16 protein-coding genes are annotated in these 19,388 nt (G+C 65.5%); 8 read left to right on the forward strand and 8 right to left on the reverse strand.

Translation table 11 applies throughout. The features are described 5' to 3' along the window. The first annotated feature begins 9 nt into the window (after positions 1–9). The 7 genes from nuoL to ASE83_RS03860 all read left to right on the forward strand — a co-directional run bounded on the left by nuoL (position 10) and on the right by ASE83_RS03860 (position 8,698). A complete protein-coding gene (gene nuoL / locus ASE83_RS03830; protein WP_055783955.1) occupies positions 10–2,097 on the forward strand; it encodes an NADH-quinone oxidoreductase subunit L in 2,088 nt (695 codons plus the stop codon). Positions 2,098–2,134: 37 nt separating this feature from the next. Continuing rightward, positions 2,135–3,700 (forward strand): NADH-quinone oxidoreductase subunit M, encoded by a 1,566-nt coding sequence (locus ASE83_RS03835; RefSeq protein ID WP_055783957.1) that lies wholly within the window; start codon positions 2,135–2,137, stop codon positions 3,698–3,700. After that, positions 3,700–5,145: an NADH-quinone oxidoreductase subunit NuoN gene (gene nuoN, locus ASE83_RS03840; protein ID WP_055783959.1), complete on the forward strand. Its 1,446-nt coding sequence runs from the start codon at positions 3,700–3,702 to the stop codon at positions 5,143–5,145. Before ASE83_RS03835 ends, nuoN begins: the two co-directional genes overlap by 1 nt. Continuing rightward, positions 5,112–5,843: a biotin--[acetyl-CoA-carboxylase] ligase gene (locus ASE83_RS03845; protein WP_327196407.1), complete on the forward strand. Its 732-nt coding sequence runs from the start codon at positions 5,112–5,114 to the stop codon at positions 5,841–5,843. The genes nuoN and ASE83_RS03845 overlap by 34 nt, the downstream gene beginning before the upstream one ends. A gap of 111 nt (positions 5,844–5,954) precedes the next feature. Next, positions 5,955–6,743 (forward strand): type III pantothenate kinase, encoded by a 789-nt coding sequence (locus ASE83_RS03850; RefSeq protein WP_055783961.1) that lies wholly within the window; start codon positions 5,955–5,957, stop codon positions 6,741–6,743. A 48-nt stretch (positions 6,744–6,791) separates the two neighbouring features. Next, entirely contained in the window at positions 6,792–8,432 is a 1,641-nt protein-coding gene (locus ASE83_RS03855; protein ID WP_055783963.1) for a ribonuclease J, read from the forward strand. A gap of 5 nt (positions 8,433–8,437) precedes the next feature. Then, positions 8,438–8,698, forward strand: a complete 261-nt coding sequence (locus ASE83_RS03860; RefSeq protein WP_055783965.1) for a DUF1467 family protein — start codon at positions 8,438–8,440, stop codon at positions 8,696–8,698. 2 nt (positions 8,699–8,700) lie between these two features. Here the strand turns inward: ASE83_RS03860 and ASE83_RS03865 are convergent, their stop codons facing one another. Together ASE83_RS03865 and ASE83_RS03870 are read right to left on the reverse strand one after the other, a co-directional pair. Continuing rightward, positions 8,701–9,459, reverse strand: coding sequence for an AAA family ATPase (locus ASE83_RS03865; protein ID WP_055783967.1), 759 nt, complete (start codon positions 9,457–9,459; stop codon positions 8,701–8,703). A 15-nt stretch (positions 9,460–9,474) separates the two neighbouring features. After that, positions 9,475–11,760: a hypothetical protein gene (locus ASE83_RS03870; RefSeq protein ID WP_156352619.1), complete on the reverse strand. Its 2,286-nt coding sequence runs from the start codon at positions 11,758–11,760 to the stop codon at positions 9,475–9,477. Positions 11,761–11,840: 80 nt separating this feature from the next. On the opposite strand from ASE83_RS03870, the gene ASE83_RS03875 reads away from it, so the two are divergent. Continuing rightward, positions 11,841–12,131: an Hpt domain-containing protein gene (locus ASE83_RS03875; RefSeq protein ID WP_055783969.1), complete on the forward strand. Its 291-nt coding sequence runs from the start codon at positions 11,841–11,843 to the stop codon at positions 12,129–12,131. 137 nt (positions 12,132–12,268) lie between these two features. On the opposite strand, the gene ASE83_RS03880 is transcribed toward ASE83_RS03875, so the two are convergent. The 6 genes from ASE83_RS03880 to rpoD all read right to left on the reverse strand — a co-directional run bounded on the left by ASE83_RS03880 (position 12,269) and on the right by rpoD (position 19,270). After that, positions 12,269–13,447, reverse strand: a complete 1,179-nt coding sequence (locus ASE83_RS03880) for a vWA domain-containing protein (protein ID WP_055783971.1) — start codon at positions 13,445–13,447, stop codon at positions 12,269–12,271. Positions 13,448–13,456: 9 nt separating this feature from the next. After that, the gene (locus ASE83_RS03885) at positions 13,457–14,824 is read right to left on the reverse strand and encodes a hypothetical protein (protein WP_055783973.1); all 1,368 of its coding nucleotides are present in this window, start codon (positions 14,822–14,824) and stop codon (positions 13,457–13,459) included. A 41-nt stretch (positions 14,825–14,865) separates the two neighbouring features. Beyond that, on the reverse strand, positions 14,866–15,408 hold the full coding sequence (locus tag ASE83_RS03890; RefSeq protein WP_055783975.1) for a CHAP domain-containing protein: 543 nt from the start codon (positions 15,406–15,408) through the stop codon (positions 14,866–14,868). Between the two features lie 103 nt (positions 15,409–15,511). Beyond that, the gene (locus tag ASE83_RS03895) at positions 15,512–16,357 is read right to left on the reverse strand and encodes an AAA family ATPase (protein ID WP_055784484.1); all 846 of its coding nucleotides are present in this window, start codon (positions 16,355–16,357) and stop codon (positions 15,512–15,514) included. A gap of 48 nt (positions 16,358–16,405) precedes the next feature. Next, the gene (locus tag ASE83_RS03900; RefSeq protein WP_235512966.1) at positions 16,406–17,056 is read right to left on the reverse strand and encodes a DUF6975 family protein; all 651 of its coding nucleotides are present in this window, start codon (positions 17,054–17,056) and stop codon (positions 16,406–16,408) included. Between the two features lie 174 nt (positions 17,057–17,230). Continuing rightward, a complete protein-coding gene (gene rpoD / locus ASE83_RS03905) occupies positions 17,231–19,270 on the reverse strand; it encodes an RNA polymerase sigma factor RpoD (protein ID WP_055783979.1) in 2,040 nt (679 codons plus the stop codon). Positions 19,271–19,388: the final 118 nt, after the last annotated feature.

Raw genomic sequence — 19,388 nt, forward strand, 5'->3', positions numbered from 1 at the left:
GGTGCTTTCGTGAGCGCCATCCACATCGTCGTGTTCCTGCCGCTGCTGGCGTCGATCGTCGCGGGGCTGTCGAACCGCGCGTTCGGCATTGCGGTGCCGAAAATCATCACGACCGTCGGCCTGCTCGTCGCAGCGGCGCTGTCTTGGTCGATTTTCGTGCCGTTCCTGACCGGTGCGGCGCAGGCGAATGTCTTGCCCGTGTCAACCTGGATACTATCCGGTGGCATGGACATTGCCTGGGAATTGCGGGTCGATGCGCTGACCGCCGTCATGCTGGTCGTCATCACCAGCGTGTCGGCGCTCGTCCACCTCTATAGCTGGGGCTATATGAGCGAGGATCCCGATCAGCCGCGCTTCTTCAGCTATCTGTCGCTGTTCACCTTCGCGATGCTGATGCTGGTGACGGCGAACAATCTGGTGCAGATGTTCTTCGGTTGGGAAGGCGTCGGTCTCGCGTCGTACCTGCTGATCGGTTTCTGGTTCAGGAAGCCATCGGCCAACGCCGCCGCGATCAAGGCGTTCGTCGTCAATCGCGTCGGTGACCTCGGCTTCATGCTCGGCATCTTCGGCACCTATCTGGTGTTCGGCACGATCTCGATCCCGGCGATCCTCGAAGCCGCACCATCGATGGCTGGTTCGACCATCGGGTTCCTGTGGTTCCGTGCCGACACGATGACCGTGCTCTGCCTGCTGCTGTTCGTCGGCGCGATGGGGAAGTCGGCGCAGCTCGGCCTCCACACCTGGTTGCCGGACGCGATGGAAGGTCCGACCCCGGTGTCGGCGCTGATCCATGCCGCAACCATGGTGACCGCGGGCGTGTTCATGGTGTGCCGCCTGTCGCCGATGTTCGAAACTTCGCCGACCGCATTGGCGGTGGTGACGGCGGTCGGTGCCGCGACCTGTCTGTTTGCGGCGACGATCGGGCTGGTGCAGACCGACATCAAGCGTGTGATCGCCTATTCGACCTGTTCGCAGCTCGGCTACATGTTCTTCGCGGCGGGTGTCGGCGCCTATGGCGCGGCGATGTTCCACCTGTTCACCCACGCCTTCTTCAAGGCGCTGCTGTTCCTGGGCGCCGGCTCGGTCATCCATGCGATGCACCATGAGCAGGACATGCGTTATTACGGCGGCCTGCGGAAACATATCCCGCTGACCTTCTGGGCAATGATGGCTGGTACGCTCGCCATTACCGGTGTCGGTATCTACGAAGTGGGCGGGTTCGCCGGCTACCACTCGAAGGATGCGATCCTTGAGGCGGCCTGGGCGGCGGGTCCGCGTGGCTATGGCGCCTTCTACGTCGGTACCTTCGCAGCCTTGCTAACCAGCTTCTACTCGTGGCGGTTGATGTTCCTGACCTTCTTCGGCACGCCGCGCTGGGCCGGATCGGAGCATATCCAGCACGCGGTGCATGATGCCCATGGACATCATGGTCACGACGATCATGCGCATCACGACGCGCATCCGGCGGCAGAAGATGCCGGCCATGCGCCGTCGACGCACGATGCGCACGCCAGCGACGTGACCGAGGGGACGGCGGGCTATCATCCGCACGAAAGCCCGATCGTGATGCTGATCCCGCTGATCGTGCTGACGGTCGGCGCGGTCGCGGCCGGCTATGTCTTCAACCACTGGTTCATCGGCGGCGATGCGGGCGAAGCGTTCTGGAAGGGCAGCCTGTTCTACAACGAGCATCTGATGCACACGATGCACGACGTGCCGTTGCTGGTGAAGCTGGCCGCGACGATCGTGATGCTGATCGGGCTGGTGAGCGCACTCTACGTCTATATCCTGCGGCCGGGGACGGCGGCAGCGATTGCGGACACGTTCCGCGTGCTGCACCGCTTCCTGCTCAACAAATGGTATTTTGACGAGTTGTATCACCTGTTGTTCGTCCGCCCGGCCTTCGCGCTCGGCCGTTTCTTCTGGAAGCGTGGCGACGAACAGACGATCAACCGCTTCGGTCCGGACGGATCAGCGGCGCTGGTCGGCCTGTCGAGCCGCCTCGCGGTACGGATGCAGACCGGCTATCTCTACACCTATGCTTTCGTCATGCTGATCGGCCTGACGGCGGCGGTTACCTGGGCGATCGCGTCGTGATGCGCGGTTTCAAGCAATTGGTTCGGGGGAATAACTCGTGAACGGCTTCCCGATCCTGTCGGTGATGCTGCTGGTACCGGCGGTCGCGGCGATGCTGTGCCTGTTCGTATCGGCGAATGGAGCGCGTTTGACGGCGCTGATCGCCACGCTGGTCAATCTTGCGCTGGGCGTGCTGCTCTGGGCGAACTACGACATCGGCGGTGCGCAGTGGCAGTTCGTCGAAGCTCCGGCATTGGGCAACTTCGGCGTGTTCCGCTACGCGCTGGGCATCGATGGCTTTGCGCTGATGCTCATCATGCTCAGCGTCTTCCTGATGCCGATCTGCATTGGCGCATCGTGGAAGTCGGTCACCAACCGCGTGCCCGAATATATGGCGTTGTTCCTGACTGTCGAAGTGCTGATGATCGGCACCTTCGCGGCGCAGGACCTGCTGCTGTTCTACGTCTTTTTCGAAGCCGGTTTGATCCCGATGTACCTCATCATCGGCATCTGGGGCGGGGCGAACCGCATCTACGCATCGTACAAGTTCTTCCTGTACACGTTGCTCGGCTCGCTGCTCATGCTGATCGCGATGATCTACATGATCCAGACGGCAGGCACGTCGGATATCCCGACGCTGATGGCGTACGACTTCCCGGCGCATGTGCAGACCTGGTTGTGGCTGGCGTTCTTCGCCTCCTTCGCGGTCAAGATGCCGATGTGGCCGGTCCACACGTGGTTGCCGGACGCGCACGTGCAGGCGCCGACCGCCGGGTCGGTCATTCTGGCGGGCGTATTGCTGAAACTCGGCGGCTACGGCTTCCTGCGCTTCTCGATCCCGATGTTCCCCGAAGCGTCGGGCCAGCTGACCTGGCTGATCCTGACGCTGTCGGCGGTGGCGGTCGTCTACACCTCGCTCGTCGCGCTGGTGCAGTCGGACATGAAGAAGCTGATCGCCTATTCGTCGGTCGCGCACATGGCGATCGTGACGATCGGGCTGTTCGCCTTCAACCAGCAGGGCATCGAAGGCGCGATGATCGTGATGCTCAGCCACGGGCTAGTGTCGGGTGCGCTCTTCCTGTGCGTCGGCATCATCTACGACCGGCTGCACACCCGCGAGATCGCGCGCTACGGCGGCCTCGCCATCAACATGCCGCGCTACGCCGTGTTCTTCCTGCTGTTCACCATGGCGTCGATCGGTCTGCCGGGGACCTCGGGTTTCGTCGGCGAATTCCTGAGCCTTGCCGGCACCTATCGCGTGTCGACCTGGGCGGCGTTGATCTGCACCACGGGCATCATCCTCGGCGCGGCCTATTCGCTGTACCTCTATCGTCGCATCGCGCTGGGCGATCTGGTGCATGACGATGTGAAGGCGATGCCAGACGTGTCGATGCGCGAACTGGCGCTGCTGGCGCCGATCGCGGCGGTGGTGCTGTGGATGGGCATCTATCCGGAAAGCTTCATGGCACCGATGCGCAAGGACGTCGGTCTGCTGGTCGCCCGGATCGAGCGCGCGACGCCGGTTTCGGACTCACGACCGACTCCGGGTAACCCGGCGGCGGCAGCGGCCAAGGCCGCGGAACATGGAACGGGTGCGGCTGCGGCGCACGGGGAAACGCACTGATGAGCTACGCCGAACAACTTTCGATGACGCTGCCCGAACTGGTGCTGGCGGTCGGGGCGATCGTCCTGATGCTGGTATCGGCTTGGGGCAAGCAGGCGGCGGCGCGCGGCGTCAGCATTGCGGCGGTCTTCATCCTCGCGGGTGCTGGTGTAGCCTTGGTCGGTAACGGATCGTCGGGCGGCACCGCATTCGACGGTATGTATCGTGCCGATGCCTTTGCGGCGTTTGCCAAAGTGTTGATCTACCTTGCGTCGGCGGTCGCGATCATCATCGCGCCGCGCTTCTTCCAGCGGACCAGCGGCGACGATCTGAAGCCCGAATATCCGGTGCTGATCCTGTTGTCGGCGTGCGGTATGGGCATGATGGTGTCGGCATCCGACCTGCTGCTGCTCTATGTCGGCCTCGAGCTGCAGAGCCTCGCCGCCTATGTGCTGGCCAGCTTCATGCGCCGCGACACGCGCTCGGCCGAGGCCGGCCTGAAGTATTTCGTGCTGGGCGCACTGGCGTCGGGCATCCTGCTCTATGGTGTCAGCCTGGTGTACGGCTTTGCCGGCACGACACTCTTCAGCGACATCGCCATCGCCTATGCCGGCCCGCGCAACATGGGCCTGCTGTTCGGCCTGGTTTTCGTGTTCGCCGGTCTCGCGTTCAAGCTCGCGGCGGTGCCATTCCACATGTGGACGCCCGACGTGTACGAAGGCGCGCCGACGCCGGTCACGGCCTTCTTCGCCTCGGCGCCGAAGGTCGCGGCAATGGCGATGGCTTTGCGCGTCGCGGTCGAGGCGATGGGTCCGGCCGTCCTCGAATGGCGTCAGATCGTCATCTTCGCGGCGCTCGCGTCGATCATCCTCGGTGCGGTCGGTGCGATCGGGCAGAAGAACATCAAGCGCCTGCTGGCATATTCGTCGATCAACAACGTCGGCTTCGCGCTGATCGGTCTGGCGGCCGGATCGGCGCAGGGTGTGGCGGGCGTGCTGTTCTACCTCGCCGTCTATGTCGTGATGACGCTGGGATCGTTCCTGATCGTCCTACAGATGCGTGATGAGAATGGGCAGCCGGTCGAAACCGTTGCCAGCCTCGCGGGCCTGTCGCGGACGCGGCCGGCGCTGGCGCTCGCGCTGGCGATCTTCATGTTCTCGCTCGCCGGCATCCCGCCGCTGTTCGGCTTCTGGGCCAAGTATGCGGTGTTCGAAGCGGCGGTGCAGGCGGGCCTATTGTCGCTGGCAGTGATCGGTATCGCCGCGTCGACGATCGGTGCGTTCTATTATCTGCGCGTCGTCAAGACGATGTACTTCGACGAACCGGCACCGGCGTTCGGCCGCGAACCGGCGCTGGTCGAAGGCGGACTGACGCTCGCCGCTGCCATCGTCATCTCGCCGGTCAGCCTGTTCCTAATCGCGCCGCTGACGGCTTGGTCGCTGGCGGCTGCACGGGCGCTGTTCTGACCATACGCGTCGTAGGCGAGACGGGGTCGACCAACGCCGACCTGCTCGCCGCAGCGGAAGCGGGGGCGGAAGAGGGCCTATGGCTCCGCACGGATCGGCAGCTTGCCGGACGCGGGCGATTGGGACGTAACTGGGCGGACGGGCGCGGCAATCTGTTCGCCAGTACGATCGTCCGCCTCCGCCCCGGCGACCCAGCCGCACCGACGCTGACCTTGGTCGCGGTGGTAGCGCTGGCGGAGGCGGTCGGTGCCGTCGCGCCGGGACTGGCGATCATCAAATGGCCGAACGACCTGTTGATCGACGGGGCGAAGCTGTCGGGTATTCTGCTGGAGCGGGGAGCGGGCGATGCGGTCGTGGTCGGCTTCGGTGTCAATCTGGCCAGCCATCCGCAGCTTCCCGACCGGCCGACGACCAGCCTTTCTGATCATGGCGTCGAGGTCGCACCCGCGACGTTGCTCGAGCAGTTGATATACAGGTTCGCCGATTGGCTGGAACGGTGGCGGAGCAACCAACTCCACGACCTGCGCGTGGCGTGGGAGCGCATGGCCCATCCAATCGGCGCATCGCTACGCGTTCGGCTGCCGGATGGGACCGAGCGGGCGGGGGACTTCGGCGGACTTGATGCGGGCGGGGCGTTGCGGCTGATCGGTCGGGACGGAGCCGTCACGCTGGTTCATGCCGGAGATGTCTTTGCCTGAGCATTCCGCCATCCGCGCACGTCATGCCGGCCGCACGCGGTCCTTGTGGTCGGTCGCTACAGGCTTTACCGCAGGGCAGAGCGCGCCGCTCCGGCAGCGCAGGGAACTCCGATGCTGCTAGCGATCGACGCCGGCAATACCAATATTGTATTCGCGCTGGTTGATGGCGACGCCATCGTCGCGCGGTGGCGGATCGCGACCGATCCCCGCCGGACGGCGGACGAATATGCGGTATGGCTCAGCCAGTTGTTGGCGCTCGACGGGCGTGATCGGTCGGTCGTGACCGGAGTCATTATCGGCACGGTCGTGCCGCGCGCGCTGCACAATCTGGAAGTGTTGGCGATCAAATATTTCGGGGTCGAGGCATCGGTCGCCGGGCGCGGCGCGGCGGCGTTCGGGATCGCACTGGATGTGGAGGAGCCGCAGACCGTAGGGGCCGATCGCGCGCTCAACGCCATCGCCGCGCACGCCGCGCATTCGGGTGACCTGATCGTCGTCGACTTCGGAACCGCTGCGACGTTCGATGTCGTCGACTATTCGGGCGCGTACAAAGGCGGGATCATCGCGCCGGGGATCAACCTGTCGCTCGACGCGCTGGTGACGGCGGCGGCGAAACTGCCCCGCATCGCGATCGAGGCACCGCTGTCGACCAGCGTCATCGGCCGGAATACTGCCGACCAGATGCATATCGGCATCTATTGGGGCTATATCGCCATGATCGAGGGGCTGGTCGCGCGGATGAAGGCGGAAATCGGCCGCCCGGTTCGCGTGATCGCCACCGGCGGGCTGGCGATCCTCTTCGAGAAACATACGCAGGTGTTCGACCAAGTCGAACAGGACCTGACCATCACGGGACTGGCGATGCTGTGGCGCCGCACCCATATCACTACAGCAACGTAACGAACGAAACCGAACCCGCGAATGGGCGCGGGCATTGAAAGAAATTGAGTGACACCAAAGAAAGAACTGCTCTTCGTCGCGCTCGGCGGATCGGGCGAGATCGGCATGAACGTCAATCTGTACGGCACCGCCGGCAAATGGCTGATGGTCGATTGCGGCGTGACCTTTGCCGACCCGGCCTATCCCGGCATCGACGTAATGCTCCCCGACCTCCAGTTCATCGAGGAACGCGGTGACCAGCTGCTCGGCATCGTCATTACCCATGGGCATGAGGATCATATCGGGGCGCTGCCCTACCTCGCCGCCGATCTGGGCGTGCCGATCTACGCGACGCCGTTCACCGCCGGATTGATCCGCGGCAAGCTGGACGAGGAAGGCATTGCCGACCGCGTGAAGCTCAAGATCGTACCGCTGGGCGGCAACGTGACAGTCGGCCCGTTCGGCGTGACGTTCGTGCCGATGGCACATTCGATCCCCGAATCGACTTCGCTGGTCATTGCGACGCCGCATGGCAACGTGTTCCATTCGGGCGACTGGAAGCTCGATCCGCAGCCGATGGTCGCGACCCCGGCGACGCCGGCGGAACTGACCGCGATCGGCGATGACGGCATCCTCGCGCTGGTGTGCGATTCGACCAACGTCTTCAACACCGAAGCGTCGGGGTCCGAAGCCGATGTGCGCAAGGGGCTGTTCGAGCAGATCGCGTCGGCGGAAGGTCGGCGGGTGATGGTCACCAGCTTCGCGTCGAATGCCGCGCGCCTGCATACGCTGGGCGAGGTTGCGCGCGACACCAACCGCAAGGTTTGCGTGGCAGGGCGTTCGCTCGACCGCATCCTGAAGGTCGCGAAGGCCACCGGCTATCTGAAGAATTTCCCGCAAACGGTCGATTTCGACACCGCGATGCGCCTGCCGCGCGATCAGGTGCTCATCATCGCGACCGGCGGGCAGGGCGAACAGCGCGCGGCGCTGGCGCGGATCGCCAATCGCGAGCACCAACTGAGCCTCGAGGCCGGTGACCGCGTCATCTTCTCGTCCAAGCAGATCCCGGGCAACGAGGTCGCGATCGGCCGGATCCAGAACCAGCTGGCGGCGGCGGGGATCGAAATGATTACCGACCGTCAGGCGCATGTCCACGTCTCGGGCCATCCGGGTCGGCCGGAACTCGCCAAGCTCTATGGCTGGCTGCGCCCCAAGATACTGATGCCGGTCCATGGCGAGATGCGCCATCTGGTGGAACATGCCCGTTTCGCCCTATCGCAGGGGATCAGGCAGACGCTGGTGCAGACCAATGGCGACATCGTTCGCTTGGCACCCGGCAATCCGACCAAGGTCGGCAAGGCGGCGGTCGGGCGGCTTGCGCTGGACGGCGACGTCATCCTGCCGGCGGACGGAACGACGATCAACGAACGGCGCAAGCTGGCGGCCTATGGCCATATGTCGGTCGCGGTCGCGGTCGACCGGCGCGGCCAGCTGATCGGCGAGCCGCAGATCCGCGTGCAGGGTGTACCGGTCGAGGAAGACCGCGAACCCTTCCTCGAGGAAGCGGTCGATGCGGCAGCGGAAGCCGTGGCGTCGAAGGGGCGGGAGCGTTCCAAACTGCCGGAGGCGATCCGGCTCGCGGTGCGCCGCGTCGCGACCCGCTGGACCGGCAAGAAGCCGGTGGTCGACGTTCTCATCATCCCGGCCTGACCGACATGGCGTGGCAGTCGGCGCTGGCGATCTACCTGTTGTTCTGGGTGTTCGCCATGTTCCTGGTCCTGCCGTTCGGGGTTCGCACGACGCAGGAAGCGGGCGAACCCCCGGTGCCGGGACAGGCCGACAGCGCACCGGCCGGCTTCAGTTTCGGGCGGATGGCGTGGCGGACGACGATCGTCGCGACCGCGCTGTTCGCGCTATTCTACCTGAACTTCGTGTTCGGGTGGGTGACGGCTGACATGCTCGATTTCTACCGCTGAAGTCAGTCGATCATCGTTTCGACCAGATCGTGCGGATAGCGGATGAATTCCCGGTACAGCCGGAAATGGGCGGTATCCTCAAGGGTCGTCGGGCGCAGGCCGAAGCGTTCGACCTGCCATAGATCGGCATCGGGCAACGCCATCAGGATCGGCGAATGGGTCGCCATGATGACCTGGCAGCGCTCGGCGCGTTGCAGGTTGCGCAGAATCTTCAGAAATTCGAACTGCTTCGTCGGCGACAGTGCCGATTCCGGTTCGTCGAGAATGAACAGCCCCTGTTCCGACAGCCGTTCCTCGAAGAAGTGGAGGAATCCTTCGCCGTGCGACGCGCGGAGGTATCCGGCCCGGCTTGAGCCGCTGCCGTCTAGATAGCGCGCGACCGAAAAGAACGTCTCGGCCCGAAAGAACCATCCGTTGCGGACTTGCGGCAGCCATGCCGCCCGCAGCCGGTCACCCAGGCGTCCGGCATCGTCCCCGGAAAAGGTCGACCGCTCCACGGCGGCCATGCCTTGCGCGCCGCCCGATTCGCTGAACCCGGCCATCGTCGCGATCGCTTCGAGCAGGGTCGACTTGCCCGATCCATTCTCCCCGACGATGATCGTTATCGGCTTTTCAAAGGTCAGGTCGATTCCGCCGCCTTGCACGATCGGCAGGGAGAAGGGATAGGCGTCGACGGATAGTGCATCGATCGTTTCGGACGGCAGCCACACCCGCTTGAGAAAGGGTGGCGGCAGCGACGTCGTGCGGGAGCGGCGAGCCATGTTCTCCGCCGTCGCCTAGCTGCGCAGTCGTTCGATCGCCTGGGCAAGCACGACGTACAGCTTGCCCATGTCCGACGACAACAGCGTGACCCCCATCGGCGACCCGTCGCGCAACGTCAGGATGTGGCGCAACATCGCCTCGAAATCATGGATGTAGCGGTTCACCTGATCGCGGAAGCCGTCGTCCTGGTCGTAGAGCGTCGCGATCTCGCGCGCCTGCGCGCTGTCGATCAGCCGGACCGCGCGACGGGTGAAGACACCGCGGTCGCCCTTCAGATAGGCGGCCCAAGCGGTGTCCGACACGTCGGTCGAGAGCGACCGGGCGATGTCGATCGCGGCGGAGTTCATCGCCTCGATCAGCAACGACACCCGGCGCGAGAACTGGTCGCTATCGGCCGCTTCCCGTTCGGCCCGCGCAGCGGCCATCCGGTCGTCGAGCTGCTTGCTCGTATCGGCAATGTCGAGCATCTGCCGCGACAGCCGCTCCGATGCCTCGATCGCCGACGCGACGGCATGGTTCGCGATGGTCGACAGTTCGGCGACCTGCGAGGTCACGGCGTTGTCGACGGCATTGGCCAGCGCACGGGCGCCCTGCGTCTCCAGATCGCGCGCGGCATCGGGCAGGACCTTGGCCAGCGTATCGCGTGCCTGCTGGCTTGCCGCCTCGGCCGTGTCGCGGATGCGCAGCATGGCCTCCGACAGACGCGGTGCGGCATCTTCGGCGAAGCGGATGGTCGTGGCGATGGTGTCGTCGACGATCGTCCGCACGCCCTCGATCCGCTCCGCCCCCCGGTCGAGCGTGTCGAGCAGCGATTGCTGGACGGTCGACAGCGTGTCGCGCTGCATCGCCACGACGTCGGCAATCGCCTCGATCGCTTCGTGGGTGCTTTCTGCGGCGGTGACCAATGCCAGCAGTTCGGGCTTGGAGCTGGCTACGACCGCACGACTGTCGGCGATGCGCGCGTCGAGCCGGTCCAGCGCGCCCGGCAGCGTTTCGTCCATCTCGCGCGCGGCGGAGTCGAGCGCGGTCAACACCTCCTCGGCAGTCGCGATGACGCGGCGGGCGGTGTCGTCGCCATTGGCCAGCGCCTCGGCCAGCGCATCGGCGACCTGCGTCAGCGCACCGACCGAACCGGCCACGGCCTGCGCCCGTTCGACCCCGGTGGTCCGCAGCCGGTCGAACCGCTCGTCGACGCCCGACAGCCCGTCGTTCAGCAGCGTCAGCAGCGCCTCGCTGTCGCGGCGGCGATCGTCGAGTTGGCTGGCCAGGCTACGGATCGATCCGTCGATCTGGGCGACGCGGGTCGCGAGCAGTTCCGCGCCCTCGCGCCCGGCGCGTTCGATCGCCGAACCGTTCGCCTCGATCATCGCGATCGTGGCATCGCCCTGCGCGGTGATCGCCTTGCGCGATTCGTCGATGGCTGCCGCCGCGCGGTCGAGCACCGCGTCGATCGCGCCCGACATGGTGCCGATGACACTCTCCAGACGGGCACCCGCGCTCTCGCTGGTGGCTTCCATCCGGTTCATATGCGCCGCTAGACGCTGCGCCGCGCCGCCGGCCAGGTCGTCCGCGTCCCGCGCGCTCTGCGCCACGGCGGCCAGCTGCGCATCGAGCGCGGCGACCCGTTCGCTGGCGGTCAGCCCGGTCGTCTGCAGCAGCGCCGCCATCTCCGCCGTTTCGGCATGGGCACGCGGCAGGGTGGCGAGGACCGTGGCGAGCCGTTGCTCGGTCGTCAGGCTCATGCGGTCGAGCGACGCCGTCGTCTCCCCGACCGCCGCGATCTGTTCGCGCATATCGGCGCTGATCCCGCGCAGCCGGTCGGTGGCTGCTTCGCCCAGCAGCAGCAGCGACGCGCTCTGCTCCACTACTTCGGCCCGCGATTCGGCAAGGGTACGACGGACCGATTCCAGCACCTGCTCCAGCGCCACCGCCTCTGCCCGCATCGACTGGGCGGTGGCCGCGAAGCGGCGCGCTTCGCCGCGGCTGTTCCGCCGCAGCAGGAGCCAGGCGATGCCCAGCAGCATCGGCGGCACACACAGCGCGGAGATGAAGGTCGCCACGCCGATAGGGCCGAGCGCGGGGAGGGAGGGGGCGCTCCACGCCAGCATCCCACCGAGCCAGAGCGCGACGGCCAGCCCGGCAAGGCCGGGGCCGATCCAGTTGCGTCGGATCGGTTCCGCTTCGGGAAATGCCTCGGCCAGCCAGTGTTGCTGGTCGTCGGGCAGGGCGTCGGACGCCATGAACCCGTGGTCGGCGTCGTGGCGATGCTGATGCAGCCCGGTGATCGAACCCCCGTTCATGCGTGGCGGTCTAACACGATCGAACGGGCAGCGACAGCGGGGTAACGATCCGTTAACCCCGTTCGGCCTATTCCGATTCCATGGCTTATGATCCCGGTGCGATCGATGCGACGCTGGCGGCGGCAGTGGGCGACGAGCCGCTGTTGATCGCCGAGCTGCGCGGGGCGTTCATCGACAGCGCCCGGCGGGTGCTGGCCGTGATGGAGACGGCGACCGGGGAGCAATGGGCAGGCGCGGCATTTCGGCTGAAAGGACTTGCCGCGAGCTTCGGCGCGGTCCGGCTGATGACGCTGGCGGCGGAAGCGGCGCTGGCACCGGTCGGCGACCAGGCGACGTTGCGCCGGCTGCACCGGGCAGTGGATCGCTTCTGACGGGAATCCGATCCGCCCTGTTTGCACCGAACGGCATCCCAGCGAAGGCCGGGATTTTCTGGTTACAGCGCGGGGCAGGAGCCGGTCGAAGCCCCGGCCTGCGCTGGGGCGACGTTTCCGGTCAGATGGATCAAGGCCTAACGGCGGCGCGAAAGTTCGCGCATCGCGGACTCCAGACCATTTATCGTCAGCGGGTACATCCGGTCGGCGAACAGGTCGCGGATCAGGCGAGTCGACTGGGTCCATTCCCAATGCGCCTGCGATGCCGGATTGATCCACGCCGCCGATCGCCAATGGGCGGTCAGCCGTTGCAGCCAGACGGCGCCGGCCTCTTCGTTATGATGTTCGACCGATCCGCCGGGCTGGACGATCTCATAGGGACTCATCGCCGCATCGCCGACTACGACAAGCCGATATTCGGCGCCATAGGTTCGCAGCAGGTCAGCGGTCGATAGCTGCTCGGCAAAGCGGCGGCGGTTGTCGCGCCATACCCCTTCATAGATGCAGTTGTGGAAGTAGAAGAATTCAAGGTGGCGAAACTCGGCGGTGGCGGCCGAGAACAGCTCTTCGACCTGCGCGATGAACGGGTCCATCGACCCGCCGACATCGAGGAACAGCAGCAGCTTCACCGCATTGCGCCGTGCCGGCCGCATCGCGACGTCCAGCCAGCCCCGCCGGGCGGTGTCGGCGATGGTCGTGTCGAGGTCGAGTTCGTCGGCAATCCCGTCCCGCGCGAACCGGCGCAGGCGGCGCAGTGCGACCTTCAGGTTGCGGGTGCCGAGTTCGCGATCCTGGTCGAGATTGCGGAACTCCCGCTTCTCCCACACCTTGACCGCGCGCTTGTGCCGCCCCTCACCGCCGATCCGGATGCCCTCCGGATTGTAGCCGCCATGGCCGAACGGACTGGTGCCGCCGGTGCCGATCCATCTCGACCCGCCATGATGCGCCTCGTCCTGCTCCGCCAATCGCTGGCGCAGGGTGTCCATCAGCGCGTCCCAGTCGCCGGTGGCGGCGATGGCGGGCATCTGTTCGGGCGTCAGATAGCGCTCGGCGACGGCGCGAAGCCATTCGGTTGGGATGGCGACCGGATCGACGCCGGCCGGCGCGGCGATGCCGCCGAAAACCTCGCCGAAGACCCGGTCGAAGCGATCGACCAACGCTTCGTCTTTTACGAAGGTCGCCCTGGCCAGATGATAAAGGGCGTCGAGCGTCGGTTCGATCACCCCGCGATCGATCGCGTCGATCAGGACGAGGTGTTCGCGGATGCCGACCGACAGGCCGACACGGCGGAGCGCTTCGACGAACGAATGGAACATCGCGGCAGGCTACCGCATCGCGGCGTACAGGCGCCAGTGCGTGCCGGACAGCCCGGCCGGATCGCCGCGTGCGATCTCGCGATAAGGCCGGCCACACCAGCGCGGGGCGTCGGGAAAGGCCGCTTCGCCGTCGCGTTCGACGAAGTGGAAATGGGCGGGAGGGCAGGGGGTGTCGGCCAAGGTCAGCGGATAATGCTGCGACCAGGCGGCTGCGATCAGGATCGCGCTCGATCGCGGATAGTCGACCGATACCTTCGCGCCGTGCGGTGCGATACGCGCCAAGGTCGCCACCGCCCGGCCCGGATCGCCCCGCAGATTGCGGATCATCGTGACATCGGCGAACGCGGCATTGACCAGAAACGCCAGCGCGACCCCGCTCGCCAGCCATCGCCCGATCGGTCGGTTCCATGCGATCGGCAGGGCGATCGCCGCCAGCAGCAACAGCGGCGGCACCACGACGACATAATAACGCGATGCGCCGCTGTTCGGCAGCGCGAGCAATGCCACCAGCAGCGGGAGGGCGCAGGCGATGATCGCAAGTCGCACCATCCGGTCGTGCACATGACTTGCAAGATAGCCAAGCAGCAGCAGGACGAGGACGGAGCCGACCGTGCCGTTCACCAACTGGCGCATCGCGTCCAGCCATTTGCTCCAGTCATGCGCTTCGCGATTGCCGAGGTGGAAGCCCGTCCCGCCCGCCGTCGCCGCGATCCACGCCACCGCGACCAGCAGGAAAGCAACGATGGCCGCCGGCGCGAACAGGGCGATGCCGTCGAATAGACCCCGCCGCCAGCCGGCCTGGCGAACCCGCTCCACCAGGACCCACAGCGCAAGGATCGCTAGGCCGAAGACCATCGTGGCCTGCGCCAGACAGCCGAGCAACGCGGCGATCGCCAACGCGGTCGACGGCTTCGTCCGCGCAGGATCGGCCAGCCAGCGATCGGCGATGCCGATGGCGCATACCCAGGCTAGGAGCATCGGTGCATAGCCGCGCGCTTCCGCGCCATAGGTGAACAGGAAGGGGGGGAGACAGAACGCGATGGCAGCAAGGATCGCGGGTGCCGACCCCCGCCGCGCGGCAATGTGCGCGGCGACGACGATCGTCGCGGTACTGCTGGCGATCGACAGCGCGCGCTGGAGTATCGGCGGCGCGTCCGGTCCGACGAGTTGCAGCCAGATCGTGTTCAGATGATGATTGTTGTCGTGATTGATCTGGAACAGCACGCCGGCCGGCGTCGCCACCTCCTGAGCGAAGATCGCCGACCACGCCTCGTCCAGCCACAGCCCGCCGCGTGCCGCCAGACTCCGCAGCACCAGCCCCACCAGCGCAACGCCGATGATCCAGACCCATTGCGCCCGCCCGATGCCCGTCCCCATGGCCGAGCGTCTAACCGATACCGCCGGTATCCGTCACCTCCTCAGCGGGCGTAGGCGTCGATCAGCGAACCGACATAGTCGGGCGTGGCGCTGCTTAGTTCGGTCGCGGGGCGGGGGCCGTAGATGAAGCCGTGGGTCGGATATTCCGAACTGCCCAGCCCCTGCGAATCGCGGTACCACACCTTCACCCGCGTCCAGTCGCCCTTCGCCGAGACGTCGAACACGGTGACGTCCTGTTCGACCGCACCGCGCACGCCGTTGATCCGCGACCAGTTGGCGTGGGTCACCATCGCCACGCGCGGCTCGACCACCCGGCTGATGACGAGGACATGGCCCAATGGCAATCGCGCGGTCTTTGTGAAGGTCAACACGGCGCCGACGCGCGGGGTGTGGCCGCGCGGATAACGGCCCTGCGCCTGATCCCACCACGTCCAGGCATCACCATAGATTTCGACCCCGGATGCAGCCCGCGCGAAAGGCACGCACTGTCCGACATAGTCGAGCAGCGAACGTGCCCCGAGCGGGAAGCTGGCGGCACCGGCGAAGATTAGGAGCAAGACGCCCCGGACAAGCGAACCGAACATGGCGTCGATTGTGAGGGAAGGATGGTCGCCAATCGGTTGGGATTTATGGTTAACGACAGGTTGAAGCGACGCGCCGCCGCTCGGGCGGAACGCCTTGTCGCGCTCAGCCGCCTTTGCGTCGGTGGAGGAAAGCAAGCCGCTCGAACAACATAACGTCGGCCTCGTTCTTCAACAGCGCACCGTGCAGCGGGGGTATCGCTCTGGCCGGATCGTGCGACGCCAGCACCTCCAGCGGCATGTCGTCGTGCAGCAGCAGTTTCAGCCAGTCGATCAGTTCGCTGGTCGACGGCTTCTTCTTCAGCCCCGGCGTCTCGCGCACCGCGAAGAACAGGTCGAGCGCGCGGTTGACCAGCAACGTTTGGATGCCTGGGAAATGCACGTCGAGGATCGCCTGCATCGTCGTCCGGTCGGGGAAGCGGATATAATGGAAGAAGCACCGGCGCAGGAAGGCGTCGGGCAGTTCCTTCTCGTTGTTCGACGTGATGACCACGACCGGCCGCTCGCGCGCGGTCACCCGTTCGCCGGTTTCGTACACATCGAACGCCATCCGATCGAGTTCGTGCAGCAGGTCGTTGGGGAATTCGATGTCCGCCTTGTCGACCTCGTCGATCAGCAGTACCGGCAGGGTCGGGCTGGTGAACGCCTCCCACAGCTTGCCCCGGCGGATATAGTTGGCGATGTCGTGGACGCGCGGATCGCCGAGTTGCCCGTCGCGCAGCCGCGCCACGGCGTCATATTCGTACAGCCCCTGTTGCGCCTGGGTGGTCGACTTGACGTTCCATTCGATCAGCGGCGCGCCGAGCGCCCGTGCGATCTCCTGTGCCAGTACGGTCTTGCCGGTGCCCGGCTCGCCCTTGACCAGCAGCGGACGGCGCAGCGTCACCGCCGCGTTGACCGCGACCTTCAGGTCATCGGTCGCGACATATCCTTCGGTTCCCTCGAAGCGCATCGGCGGTATCGTCATGGCACCAGCGATAGGCGACGCCGCGAACGCGCGCTACCCGCGGCTTTCCGCCCGCGCGACCAGCAGGTCCCACAATCCCCGATGCTGGGCCAGCAGCTGCTGCAGGCCGAACGTCATCGCGCGTTCGACCGGCGCCTCGGCGGTGACGGTATCGATCAGGCGCAGCGTCTGCGCGGTCGAGGGCAGGATGACGGGAACCGGCTCCAGCCCCATCCGGATCGCGGTGGCGTCCAGCGGGCGACGGATCACCGGCCAGTCGAGCGTGACGGCGATCGCCGCGCCCAGCGCGCAGCCGGGTCGGACCGATCGCGCCAGCAGGTCGATGGCATGGCGTTGCGCCGCCAGCGCTGCTTCGGCCGCCGCCTGTCCCGGCGTGCCCGGCGGCGGACCGACCGCGGCGGATACACGGATCAGATAGGCGCGCTCTTCGGCAAAGCCCGCCGCCGCCTGTTCCAGCCACGGCCCGGCGGATGGGTGCAGGTTGGATCGCGCGGCATGGTCGACAACACCCGGGTGGCGCCCATGCAGCGAACAGAGCTGGTGCAGTGCGTCGGCCACATCGCGCAGCAGGGCGTCGCCGCCTGCCAGCCGCTCGGGGGCGTCATGCCCGGCGCTGCCATCGGCGAGAACGATCCGCGACAGCCGTTCTGCCGTGTCGCAACCATCCCTGTTTGCAATCGCCACTATCAACCGCCGGCTCCCATGACTTCGTCACGGCGGGTATGGCGACAATAGATAACCCAAGCGCGTAGGAATACGGTTGCCGCGATTTTAACCGCGGTGTCCGGCCAATTAACGGGACCGGAACTGTCCCGAAACGAAGCGCCCCGGCGCTTTGGTAAGGGCCGGGGCGGTACGTTACTGGTCGAGGAAGGAGCGCATCTTGCGACTGCGGCTCGGATGCTTGAGCTTGCGCAACGCCTTGGCCTCGATCTGGCGAATGCGTTCGCGGGTCACGCTGAACTGCTGGCCGACCTCTTCGAGGGTATGGTCGGTGTTCATGCCGATGCCGAAACGCATCCGCAGCACGCGTTCCTCGCGCGGGGTCAGCGAGGCAAGAACCCGGGTGACCGTTTCCTTCAGGTTCGCCTGGATCGCGGCATCAACCGGGATGATCGCGTTCTTGTCCTCGATGAAGTCGCCCAGATGCGAATCCTCCTCGTCGCCGATCGGCGTTTCAAGGGAGATCGGCTCCTTGGCGATCTTCATCACCTTGCGAACCTTTTCGAGCGGCATCGACAGCCGTTCGGCCATTTCCTCGGGCGTCGGTTCGCGGCCCTGTTCGTGCAGGAACTGGCGGCTGGTGCGAACCAGCTTGTTGATCGTCTCGATCATGTGGACCGGGATGCGGATGGTCCGCGCCTGATCGGCGATCGAACGGGTGATCGCCTGCCGGATCCACCACGTCGCATAGGTGCTGAACTTGTACCCGCGGCGATATTCGAACTTATCGACCGCCTTCATCAGCCCGATATTCCCCTCCTGAATCAGGTCGAGGAATTGCAGCCCGCGATTGGTGTACTTCTTGGCGATGGAGATCACGAGGCGCAGGTTCGCCTCGACCATCTCCTTCTTGGCGATCCGCGCCTCGCGTTCGCCCTTCTGCACCATGTTCACGATGCGACGGAATTCGCTCAGCGCCATGCCGGTCTGCTGCGCGATCTCCGCGATTTCGGTGCGGATGCGGTCGACGGCGGCGCCTTCGTTTTCTACGAACGCCTTCCACTTCTTGTCGATCGACGCGACCGACGCCAGCCATTGCTCGTCCAATTCATGGTCGACATAGCTGTCAAGGAACGCCTTGCGCGGCACCTTGTGACGCTCGGCCAGACGCAGCATCTGCCCGCCGAGCGCGGTCAAGCGTCGGTTATAGGCATAGAGCTGGTCGACCAGATATTCGATCTTGGCCTGGTGGAACTGCACGCTCTCGACCTCAGCGGTCAGCTCTTCGCGCAGCTTCTGGTACTTGCGCTCTTCCGCCGTGCTCAGGCCGTCACCAGCCGCCATCGCGTCCAGCCGCTGCGACTGCATCTTCGAGAATTTCTTGAAGATGGCGGTGATGTTGGCGAACTTTTCCAAAGCCTGCGGCTTCAGCTGTTCTTCCATCTGCGCGAGGCTAAGGGTGTTGTCCTCGTCGTCATCGTCGCTCGGGCGCGGGGCGCGGCGTTCGCCGTCCTCGTCCTCATCGACCGATGCTTCCTCTGGCTCTTCCTCTTCCTTGAAGGTCGGGCCGGCGTTCTTCGACGAAATCTCGCCATTGTCGTCGGCATCCTCGTCGTCGGACAGCGATTCCGGTGCCGGGTCCTTCGACAGCATCGCGTCGAGATCGAGAATCTCGCGCAGCTGCATCGTGCCTTCGTTGAGCGCGGTCGACCAGCCGATGATCGCGTTGAACGTGATCGGCGATTCGCACAGGCCGAAGATCATCGTGTCGCGACCGGCCTCGATCCGCTTCGCGATGGCGATTTCGCCCTCGCGGCTCAGCAGTTCGACCGCGCCCATCTCGCGCAGATACATCCGGACCGGATCGTCGGTCCGGTCGACGGTTTCCTTCTTCTTGACCGGTTCAAACGCAGCGGAGGCATCGTCCTGATCGGTCGACGCCTCGTCGTCGCTGTCCTCGTCCTGCTTGGCGCGCTCTTCGCCCTCGCCGTCCTCGCCCGCGTCCTCATTCTCGACGACGTTGACGCCCATGTCGTTCAGCGCCGACATGATGTCCTCGATCTGCTCCGAGGTCATCTGATCCTGCGGCAACATTTCGTTCAGCTGGTCGACGGTGATGTAGCCGCGCTTCTTGGCACGGGCGACCAGCTTCTTGATCGACCCTTCGTTCAGGTCGATCAGCGGCGCGTCGCCCGTATCGATCGTGTCGTCGCCGCCACCATTCGCCTTGGCCATCAATAACCCTCAGAAAAATACGCAGCGCGTGTGTTCGCGCTATTTTACCCGTCGTCTTTGTCCGAGCCAGCGCGATTTGCAAGCAATGAGCGTGCAATCCGGTGCTTCAGGCTCGGAT

Source organism: Sphingomonas sp. Leaf32 (genome assembly GCF_001421765.1).
Classification (GTDB): Bacteria; Pseudomonadota; Alphaproteobacteria; order Sphingomonadales; family Sphingomonadaceae; genus Sphingomonas.